Genomic DNA, 9,981 nt, shown 5'->3' with positions numbered 1-9,981 from the left:
GGCGCCAGCGGCCGTCCGGGTCCAGGCAGACGAGCCGGACGTCCTGCGCGCGGTAGCCGTGCTGGCGGGCGTCCAGGTGCATCTCGCCGCAGCGCCGGCCCTCGCGGGTGTAGCCCTGGCGGATCAGCGTCAGCGAGCCCGCCTTGCCGGTGGCGGGGTTCTCCCAGGGCTGGACCTTGCCGGGCGGCAACGCCGCCGCCGTCTGGAGCAGGCCGTCGAGGATGGCGACGTCCGCCTCGTCCAGCTTCAGCACGAAGGGCTCGGGCTCCGGTGGCGCGACGACGGCCGGCGGCTCCTCGGGCTTGGTGGCGCAGGCGGCCAGAAGCAGAACAAGGGCGGCGAGCGCGGGCTTCCTCATCGGTGGTACCCCAGGTGGTTGCAACTCGGAGATAGCCGCTATTCGGCCGCCGCACAAGCGGGCGGCAGATGGGCGGGCGCCGCATAGGCCCCGTCGACGATCCGGCGCACGGCGTCGGCATCCAGCGTCTCGTGTTCGAGCAGCGCCGCCGCCAGCGCGTGCAGCACGCCGATCTCGCCCGCCAGCACGGCGCGCGCGCGGGCATGGGCCGCCTCGGTCAGCGCCCGGACCTCGCCGGCGATCGGCGCCGCGAGCGGGGCGGCAAGGCCGCCCGGCGCGCCGTCGCCGAGCGCCACCAGCCCGAACCGCGCGCTCATCCCGTAGACGGTCACCATCCGCAGCGCGACGTCGGTCGCCATGCGGATGTCCCCGGCCGCCCCGGTCGTCACCATGTCCGCGCCGAAGATCAGCTCCTCGGCCGCCCGGCCCCCCATCGCGACGTCGAGCTCGGCCAGCAGGCGCGCCCGCGAATGGCAGAACCGGTCCTCCTCCGGCAGGCGCACCATCATGCCGAGCGCCCGGCCATGGGGCACGATCGTGACCTTGTGCACCGGGTCGGAATGGCGCGAGCGCAGCGCCACCAGCGCGTGGCCGGCCTCGTGGTAGGCGGTCAGGCGGCGCTGCTCCTGCGACATCACCATCACCCGCTCGCCTCCCATCACGATGCGGTCGCGCGCACGCTCGAAGTCGTCGGCCTCCACCATCGGGCGGCCGGCGCGCGCGGCGACCAGCCCCGCCTCGTTGACGAGGTTGGCCAGCTCCGCGCCCGACATGCCCGACGTGCCGCGCGCGACCACGCCGAGGTCGACCCGGTCGTCCAGGCGCAGCCCGGCCGCATGCACCGCCAGGATGTCGCGTCGCCCCTTCAGGTCGGGCAGGCCGACATGGACGTGGCGGTCGAACCGCCCCGGCCGCAGCACCGCCGGGTCCAGCACCTCGACCCGGTTGGTCGCGGCCATCACGATCAGCCCCTCGGCGCGCGCGAAGCCGTCCATCTCGGCCAGCAGCTGGTTCAGCGTGTTCTCCGTCTCGATCTGGCCGCCCGAAGGCGACGCCGCGCCCCGCGCGCGGGCGAGCGCGTCGATCTCGTCGATGAACAGGATGCAGGGCGCCTTCTTGCGCGCGTCGCGGAACAGCCGGCGCAGGCGCGCCGCCCCCAGTCCCACATACATCTCCACGAAGTCCGAGCCCGCGACCGCGAAGAACGGCACGCCCGCCTCGCCGGCGACCGCGCGCGCCAGCAGCGTCTTGCCGGTGCCGGGCGGCCCGACCAGCAGCACCCCCTTGGGCACCGCGACGCCGAGTGCCCGGTAGCGCGCCGGTTCGCGCAGGTAGTCGATCAGCTCCGCGACCTCGGCCCGGACCTCGTCGATGCCGGCGACGTCGGCGAAGCGGATCTCCGACTTCGCCCGCGCCATGCCCGGGACCGGCGTGCGCATGAAGCGGACCAGCAGCACCGCCGCCAGCGCCAGGAAGCCGACCATGTTGAGCTTCAAGATCAGGTCGAGCAGGTCGTTGGCGCCGCCGAAGCTGCGGACGCGGTCCTCGACCGTCAGCGCCACCCCCGGCGCCGCCACCGCGGCGCGCAGCTCCTCGGTCCACAGCACCGCCGTGCGGCCCTTCTCGCCGTCCGGCCCGACGAACTCGACCCGGCTGCCGGCGACCGACACCTCGGCGACGCGCCCGGCCTCCAGGCGCGCCACGAACTCCGACTGCGCGACCTCGACCGGTGCCGGCGCGAACGGCCCGATCCCGGCCTGCGCCATCGCCAGCCCGCCGACGGTCGCCGCGAGGACGATCCCGGCCGCGCCGAGCGCCGCGAGGCGCCCATGTCTCTTCAGGAAATCCCTCATGGCGATGCCTTCCTACATCCGGGCACCGCTGTTGTTGCCGATTATAGTTAACAGTTCCTTTCCGTGCGGAAAGGCGGCACCGGGGAGGTACCGACGGGGAACGCTGGCGGGAGGGGATTTGGGGAGAGAGGAATGGCGGGGGCCGGTCGTCCGGCGTCGGGTCACGGTCCCGACGGGCCCCGTGGGCGCCCCCCGCTTCGCTTCAATTCCAATTTCACCACCGCAAGCGTAAAGAAAGTTTTAGCGCCGCGGCATATTCGCCCGGTCGCGGAACCTGCCGCCACCCTCTTGACTCGCCCTCCCCCCGACGGTAGTGATGGCTCCACGTGGTGATTTGGCGACCGGCTTGCAGGCCACGTAAAATAAACTGCTAAAAGGTTGGAGTCGCGCTCAGCGCCTCGATCCTTGAATCGGTCGGGGCGTTTTTTGTTGCCTGGACGCCGGGCGTGAGGAGCGACCATGACTCGAGATACCCCCAGCACCCTTCCCGGCGACCTGCGGCCGCGCACGCGGCTGGTCCATGCCGGCACCACGCGTTCCCAGTACGACGAGACCTCCGAGGCCCTCTACATGACCTCGGGCTACGTCTACGGCTCGGCGGAGGAGGCCGAGGCCGCCTTCGCGCAGGAAGGCTCGCGCTACGTCTATTCGCGTTTCCGCAACCCCACGGTCGCGATGTTCGAGGACCGCATGGCCGACTACGAGGGGGCCGAGCGCGCCTGGTCCACGGCCAGCGGCATGGCCGCGGTGTTCGCGGCACTGCTGTGCCAGCTCCAGGCCGGCGACCGGGTCGTCGCCCCGCACGCCCTGTTCGGCTCGTGCTTGCACATCGTCAAGAACATCCTGCCCCGCTACGGGATCGAGACGACGCTGGTCGACGGCACCGACGCCGCCCAGTGGCGCCACGCCCTGTCCCGGCCGGCCAAGGTCGTCCTGCTGGAGACGCCGAGCAACCCGATGCTCGACGTCGTCGACATCCCCCTGGTCGCCGAGCTCGCCCATGCCGCGGGCGCGCGGCTCGTCGTCGACAACGTGTTCGCGACCCCCGTCCTGCAGAAGCCGCTGGAGCTCGGCGCCGACGTCGTCGTCTATTCCGCGACCAAGCATATCGACGGCCAGGGGCGCTGCCTCGCCGGCGTCGTGCTCGGCGACGCCGGCTTCGCCGATCAGATCGGCCCGTTCCTGCGCCACACCGGCCCGGTGCTCAGCCCGTTCAACGCGTGGCTGCTGCTCAAGGGGCTGGAGACGCTGGAGCTGCGCGTCGAGGCGCAGACCCGGGCCGCGCAGGAGATCGCGGAGTTCCTGGAAACCCATCCGCGCATCCGGCGCACCGCCTATCCGGGTCTGCCGAGCCATCCCCAATACGCGATCGCGCGCGCGCAGATGACGGCGGGCGGCCCGCTGGTCGCCTTCGACCTCGACGGCGGCAAGACGGAGGCGTTCGCGACGCTGAACGGGCTGCGCGTGATCCGCATCTCCAACAATCTCGGCGACGCGAAGAGCCTGCTGACCCACCCCGCGACCACGACCCACCAGCGCCTGACCGAGGAGGAGCGTGCGCGCGTCGGCATCTCCCCCGGCAGCCTCCGGCTCTCGGTCGGCCTCGAGCATCCCGCCGACCTGATCGCCGACCTGGACCGCGCCCTCGCCTCGTTCTGAACGAGGCGGCCTGCGTCCGATCAGCGGGGCCGCTTCGCATGAGCCCCGCTGATCCGATGCCCCAGTTATTCCGATTTGCCCCGGCCGCGGCGCCGTGACCGAATGGCCGATCCACGCCCCGCCGCAGGAGCAGCCATGTCCTCCGCCACCGCAGGCACCGCGGCCGGCCCGCATCCGGCCGCGATCGCCCTCGCCTTCGCGACGATCTGCCTGGTCTGGGGCTCGACCTTCCTCGCGATCCGGTTCGCGGTCGAGACGCTGCCGCCCTGGACCATGATCGGGGTCCGCTCGCTGCTGGCCGGCGCGGCGCTGGCCGGCTTCGCCCGGCTGCGCGGCGCCGCCCTGCCGGACGCCGCCGGGTGGCGCGCCGCGGCCGCGACCGGCGCGCTGCTGTTCCTGTTCGGCCACGGGCTGCTCGCCTGGGGTGCGCAGCGCGTTCCCTCCGGGCAGGCGGCGGTCCTGCTCGCGACGATCCCGCTCTGGGTTCCCTTCACCACCTGGGCGCTGGGGGAACGGCGCCCCGGCGTCGCGACGCTGGTGGGTCTCGCGATCGGCTTCGCCGGCGTGGTCGTCCTGGTGGCCCCCGATCCCGCCGCCGGCTCCACCGCCGACTCCGCGGCCGCAAGTGCGCTCGACACTGCGGCCGTGGCCGCCCTGCTGGTCTCGGCGCTGGCCTGGGCGCTGGGCACCGCGGTGTCCCGGCGCCTGCCGACCGCATCCTCCTCCGCCATGTCGGCGGGCGCGCAGCTGCTGGCCGGCGGGACGCTGGCGCTGCTCGCCGGCGCCGTGGGCGGCGAGTGGAGCGCCCCGCCGGCCGGCGGGGTGTCCATGGCTTCCCTGCTGGGCCTCGCCTATCTCGTCGTGTTCGGCTCGCTGGCGGCCTTCGGCGCCTTCACCTGGCTGCTCCAGGTCTGGGCGCCCACCCGGGTCGCCACATACGCCTATGTTAACCCGGTGGTGGCGCTGGTGCTCGGCTGGGCGGTGCTGGCCGAACCGCTCGGCGTGCGCGAGGCCGGGGCGACGGCGCTGGTGCTGGCCGGCGTCGCGGTCGTCATGCTCGCCCCCTCGCCCGGGGCGGCGCGGCGGCCGGCGCGGAAATAGCCGCACGGCGGCCGCGGGACACCTGCCCTCGGCCGCGACGCCGTTAGCCGCGACGCCGTTACAGGCTCACGGGCGCTCGGCCGCGACGAGGGCGGGCAGCGTCGAAAGGTCGGTCAGCGGCACGACCGGACCGAAATCCGGGTATTCGCGCGGCTGGCCCGCACGGTCGACCCAATGCGCCCGGAACCCCGCCGCCGCGGCGCCGGCCGCGTCCCAGGCGTTCGACGACACGAAGGCGACGTCCTCGGGGGCCGCCGCGAAGCGCTCGCAGGCGAGCGCGTAGACGCGGGGGTCGGGCTTGTAGACCCGCAGCTCGTCGACCGAGACCACGCCGTCCAGCAGCTCGGCCAGGGCCGCCGACTTCACCGCGCGCTCCAGCATCATCGGCGAGCCGTTGGACAGGATGCCGGTGACGACGCCCGCCCCGCGCAGCTCCATCAGCACGGCCAGCACCTCCGGATAGGCCTCCAGCCCCAGATAGGCGTCGAGCAGCGAGGCCCGCAAGGCCGGGTCCGCGATGCCGTGCGCCGCCAGCGAGTGGTCGAGGGCGTCCGTGGTCACCTGCCAGAAGTCGACGTAGCGCCCGGCGAGGCTGCGCACCCAACTGTATTCGAGCTGGCGCGCGCGCCACATCAGCGACACGGGCTCGGCCTTCGGGCCGAGCACGGCGGCATGGCGGCGCACCGCGGAATGAACGTCGAACAGCGTCCCGTAGGCGTCGAACAGGCACAGGCGCATATCATCCTCCATTGGTGGCGGTACGGCTGGCGCGGGGATGAACGCTGGCCTACTCTTCCCATATTCCGGCGACCGAACGCCCTGCAATCCCGGCCCGACCCGGCCGGGCCCGACGAGGACCCATGCCGACCGCCAGCCGAAGCATACCGGACGAGCGCGCGATCGTCTCCAGGCACGGGCTCGGCGAGGCCCTGGCCGGACTGGCCGCCCGCCACGGGACCGGCGACGCGCTGCGTCCGCACCTGATCGCGCTGCTGCGCCAGGCTCTGGCCGACGGACGGGCGGAGATCCGCCGCCGCTTCGAGGCGAACGAGGCCGGCGGCGCCGACTGCGTGCGCCAGAACGCCTATCTGGTCGACCAGCTCGTGGTCGCGCTGACGGGCTTCGCGACCAGCCACCTGTTCCCGACCGCGAACCCGACCCGCGGCGAGCAGTTCGCCGTGGTCGCGACCGGCGGCTACGGGCGCGGCGAGCTCGCCCCCTTCTCCGACATCGACCTTCTCTACCTGCTGCCCTACAAGCGCACGCCGCTGGTCGAGCAGGTGATCGAGTACCTGCTCTACGTGCTGTGGGACCTGGGCGTGAAGGTCGGCCACGCCGTGCGCTCGGTCGACGACTGCGTCCGCCTGTCGCGCGGCGACGTCACGATCCGCACCAGCCTGATGGAGACGCGTCATCTCTGGGGCGACGCCGCCCTGTTCGCGGAGTTCCGGCGCCGCTTCGCCAAGGAGGTCGTGGCCGGCACCGGGCCCGAGTTCATCGAGGCGAAGCTCGCCGAGCGCGACGCCCGCCACCAGCGCCTTGGCGACAGCCGCTACGTGCTGGAGCCCAACGTCAAGGAGGGCAAGGGCGGCCTGCGCGACCTGCAGACGCTGTTCTGGATCGCCAAATACGTCCATGCGGTCGAGGAGGTCGAGGAGCTGGTAGGCAAGGGCGTGCTGCTGAAGGAGGAGGCCGCCCGCTTCGCCAAGGCCCAGGTCTTCCTGTGGACGGTGCGCTGCCACCTCCACTACCTCGCGGGCCGGGCCGAGGAGCGCCTGACCTTCGACGTCCAGCCCGAGATCAGCCGACGGCTCGGCTACACCGACCATGCCGGCCTGATCGGCGTCGAGCGGTTCATGAAGCACTACTTCCTGGTCGCCAAGGACGTCGGCGACCTGACCCGCATCTTCTGCGCCAACCTGGAGGCGGAATCGAAGCGCCAGCCGCGCCTGAGCTTCCTGCGCTTCGCCCGGCTGCTGCGCGAGGTCGAGGGCTTCGCGATCGAGGGCGAGCGGCTGAACGTGCGCAGCGACCGCCATTTCCGCGACCACCCCGTCGACCTCGTGCGCCTGTTCCACACCGCCCAGGCCCATGGGCTCGACATCCACCCGAACGCGCTGCGCGCCGTGACGCGGGCGCTGGGCGTCATCGGCCCGAAGCTGCGCTCCGATCCCGAGGCCAACCGGCTGTTCCTGGAGATCCTGACCAGCCGCAAGGACCCGGAGATCGCGCTGAGACGGATGAACGAGGCCGGCGTGCTCGGCCGCTTCGTGCCCGATTTCGGCCGCGTCACCGCGCAGATGCAGTACGACATGTACCATGTGTTCACGGTGGACGAGCACACGCTGTTCGCGCTCGGCATCCTGCACAAGGTCGAGGCCGGGCAGCTGGCGGACGAGCTGCCGCTCGCCTCCGAGCTGGTCCACGAGCTGGCCTCGCGCCGCGCGCTCTACTGCGCGCTGCTGCTGCACGACATCGCCAAGGGGCGCGGCGGCGACCACTCGGTCCTGGGTGCGCGCGTCGCGGAGAAGCTGTGCCCGCGCCTCGGCCTCGACGCCGAGGAGACGGAAACCGCCGCCTGGCTCGTCCGCCACCACCTCGTGATGTCGGACATGGCCTTCAAGCGCGACCTCGAAGACGAGAAGACCGTCCGCGACTTCGTGGCCCTGGTCCAGAGCCCGGAGCGCCTGAAGCTGCTGCTCGTGCTCACCACCGCCGACATCCGCGCGGTCGGGCCGGGCCGCTGGAACAACTGGAAGGCCACGCTGCTGGCCGAGCTCTATTACCGCGCGCTCGACCAGATGTCGGGCGGGCTACACGCGGAGGGCCGCCAGCGGCGCGTCGCGGCCGCGAACGAGGCGTTGCGCGCGGCCCTGGCCGACTGGCCGGCGGACGAGGTCGAGGCCCATATCGCCAAGGGCTATCCGGCCTACTGGCTCAGCTTCGACACCGAGACGCAGGCCTACCACGCGCGCCTGATGCGCGAGGCCGAGCGCGCCGACCGGGCGCTCACGATCGACACCCGGGTCGACCGGGCGCGCGCCGTCACCGAGGCCACCGTGTACACCCACGACCATCCCGGCCTGTTCTCCCGCCTGGCCGGGGCCTTCGCGCTGGCCGGCGCCAGCATCGTGGACGCCAAGATCTTCACCATGGCGAACGGCATGGCGCTGGACGTCTTCTCGCTGCAGAACGCGACCGCCGGCGCCTTCGACAGCGGCGACAAGCTCGCCCGCCTCTCGGTGATGGTGGAGCACACGCTGTCGGGCCAGCTCCGCCCGCTGCAGGAGCTGGAGAAGCGCAGGCCCTCGCTGCCGGACCGGCGGCGCGTGTTCAAGGTGCCGCCACGGGTGCTGATCGACAACAAGGCGAGCACGACCCACACCGTGGTCGAGGTCAACGGCCGCGACCGCACCGGGCTGCTCCACGACGTCACCCGCGCGCTGACCGGCCTGAACCTGCAGATCTCCTCGGCCAAGATCTCGACCTATGGCGAGAAGGCGATCGACGTCTTCTATGTGAAGGACGTTTTCGGGCTGAAGGTGACGCACGACAGCAAGCTCGCCCAGATCCGTGCGACGCTGCTCGACGTCCTGTCCGATCCCGCCGCCGACGCCGTCGCAGACAGCGGCCGGTTCAGCGCCGCCGAGCGCCGCCGGGCGCGCCGCGGCACCCGGCGCAAGCCGGCCTCCGACGCCGCCGAATGACCGCGCGGCCGGCGGAACGGCCCCCGTCCGCGGGCCGGGGCTTCGCGCGCGCGGTCGCGACCGTGGGGAGCCTCACGCTCGGCTCTCGAGTCGCGGGCTTCGCGCGAGACGTCCTGACCGCGGCGCTGCTGGGCGCCGGTCCCGCGGCCGACGCCTTCTTCGTCGCGCTGAAGCTGCCGAACTTCCTGCGCCGCCTGTTCGCCGAGGGCGCCTTCTCGACCGCCTTCGTGCCGATGTTCTCGGCCGAGCTGCAGGCGCGCGGCAGGGCGGCGGCGATCGCGTTCGCGGAGGAGACGCTGGCGCTCCTGCTGCTGGTACTCGTCCCCCTCACGGTCGCGGCGGTCGCGGCGATGCCCTGGCTGATGCAGGCGCTCGCCCCCGGTTTCGTCGACGACCCGGTGCGCTTCGGCCTCGCGGTCGAGCTGTCGCGCATCACCTTCCCTTACCTGATGCTGGTCTCGGTCGTGGCGCTGCTGGGCGGCGTGCTGAACGGGCTGGACCGGTTCGGGCCGTTCGCCGCGGCCCCGATCGCCTTCAACCTGACCTTGATCGCGGCGCTGCTGCTGGCGCGCCCGCTCGGCGCGGATCCCGGCCGCGCGCTCGCCGTCGGCGTCGCCGCGGCTGGGGCCGTCCAGCTCCTCTGGCTCGCCCATGCCTGCCGGGGCGCCGGGGTGCGCCTCACCCTGCCGCTGCGCCGGCCGGGCCCGCGCATGGGGCGGCTGGTGCGCCTGATCGGGCCCGGCGCGCTCGGCACCGGCGTCATGCAGGTCAACCTGTTCGTCGACATCGTGATCGCCTCGCTGCTGCCGGCGGGCGCGGTCTCCTTCCTCTACTACGCCGACCGGCTCAACCAGCTCCCGCTCGGCGTCATCGGCATCGCCATCGGCACGGCGCTGCTGCCGGCGCTGTCGCGCCACGCCGAGGCGGGCGACACCGGGGCGATGCGCGCGCTGACGTCGCGGGGGATGGAGACCAGCCTGCTGCTGGCCCTGCCGGCCGCGGCCGGACTGGCGATGCTGGCCGGCCCGATCATCGCCGTCCTGTTCGAGCGCGGCGCCTTCGGGCCGGCCGAGGCCGAGGCGACGGCGGCGGCGCTGACCGCCTACGCGCTCGGCATCCCCGCCTATGTCGCGGCCAAGGTGCTGAGCGCCGCCTTCTTCGCGCGCCGGGACATGGGCGTGCCGGTGCGCGCCGGGATCGCCTCGGCCGCCGCGAATGCCGGGCTGGCCCTGGCGCTCGCGGCCGCCCTCGGCCCGTTCGGGCTCGGCCATGTCGGGATCGCGCTCGCGACCGCCGTCGCGGC

7 protein-coding genes and 1 riboswitch are annotated in these 9,981 nt (G+C 73.0%); of the genes, 4 read left to right on the top strand and 3 right to left on the bottom strand.

From position 1 onward, the window contains the following. On the bottom strand, positions 1–358 hold a 358-nt coding region (locus tag VGO20_RS13520; protein WP_327502883.1), incomplete at its 3' end, for an RT0821/Lpp0805 family surface protein. Positions 359–396: 38 nt separating this feature from the next. Continuing rightward, positions 397–2,211 (bottom strand): ATP-dependent zinc metalloprotease FtsH, encoded by a 1,815-nt coding sequence (gene ftsH, locus VGO20_RS13515; protein WP_327502882.1) that lies wholly within the window; start codon positions 2,209–2,211, stop codon positions 397–399. Between the two features lie 316 nt (positions 2,212–2,527). After that, positions 2,528–2,605, top strand: a riboswitch (SAM riboswitch). A gap of 65 nt (positions 2,606–2,670) precedes the next feature. On the opposite strand from ftsH, the gene metZ reads away from it, so the two are divergent. Together metZ and VGO20_RS13505 are read left to right on the top strand one after the other, a co-directional pair. Then, positions 2,671–3,870, top strand: a complete 1,200-nt coding sequence (metZ, locus tag VGO20_RS13510; RefSeq protein WP_327502881.1) for an O-succinylhomoserine sulfhydrylase — start codon at positions 2,671–2,673, stop codon at positions 3,868–3,870. Positions 3,871–4,005: 135 nt separating this feature from the next. Continuing rightward, positions 4,006–4,971 (top strand): EamA family transporter, encoded by a 966-nt coding sequence (locus VGO20_RS13505; RefSeq protein ID WP_327502880.1) that lies wholly within the window; start codon positions 4,006–4,008, stop codon positions 4,969–4,971. 66 nt (positions 4,972–5,037) lie between these two features. Here the strand turns inward: VGO20_RS13505 and VGO20_RS13500 are convergent, their stop codons facing one another. After that, positions 5,038–5,709 (bottom strand): haloacid dehalogenase type II, encoded by a 672-nt coding sequence (locus VGO20_RS13500; RefSeq protein WP_327502879.1) that lies wholly within the window; start codon positions 5,707–5,709, stop codon positions 5,038–5,040. Positions 5,710–5,831: 122 nt separating this feature from the next. On the opposite strand from VGO20_RS13500, the gene VGO20_RS13495 reads away from it, so the two are divergent. After that, positions 5,832–8,678, top strand: a complete 2,847-nt coding sequence (locus VGO20_RS13495; RefSeq protein ID WP_327502878.1) for a [protein-PII] uridylyltransferase — start codon at positions 5,832–5,834, stop codon at positions 8,676–8,678. Next, a partial coding sequence (gene murJ / locus VGO20_RS13490; RefSeq protein WP_327502877.1) for a murein biosynthesis integral membrane protein MurJ occupies positions 8,675–9,981 on the top strand: 1,307 nt, incomplete at its 3' end. The genes VGO20_RS13495 and murJ, both read left to right, overlap by 4 nt.

The organism is Arenibaculum sp. (assembly GCF_035998295.1).
GTDB lineage: Bacteria > Pseudomonadota > Alphaproteobacteria > Azospirillales > Azospirillaceae > DASYHS01.
The sequence above is the reverse complement of the archived record's forward strand: the minus strand, read 5'-3'. Positions and strand labels throughout refer to the sequence as shown.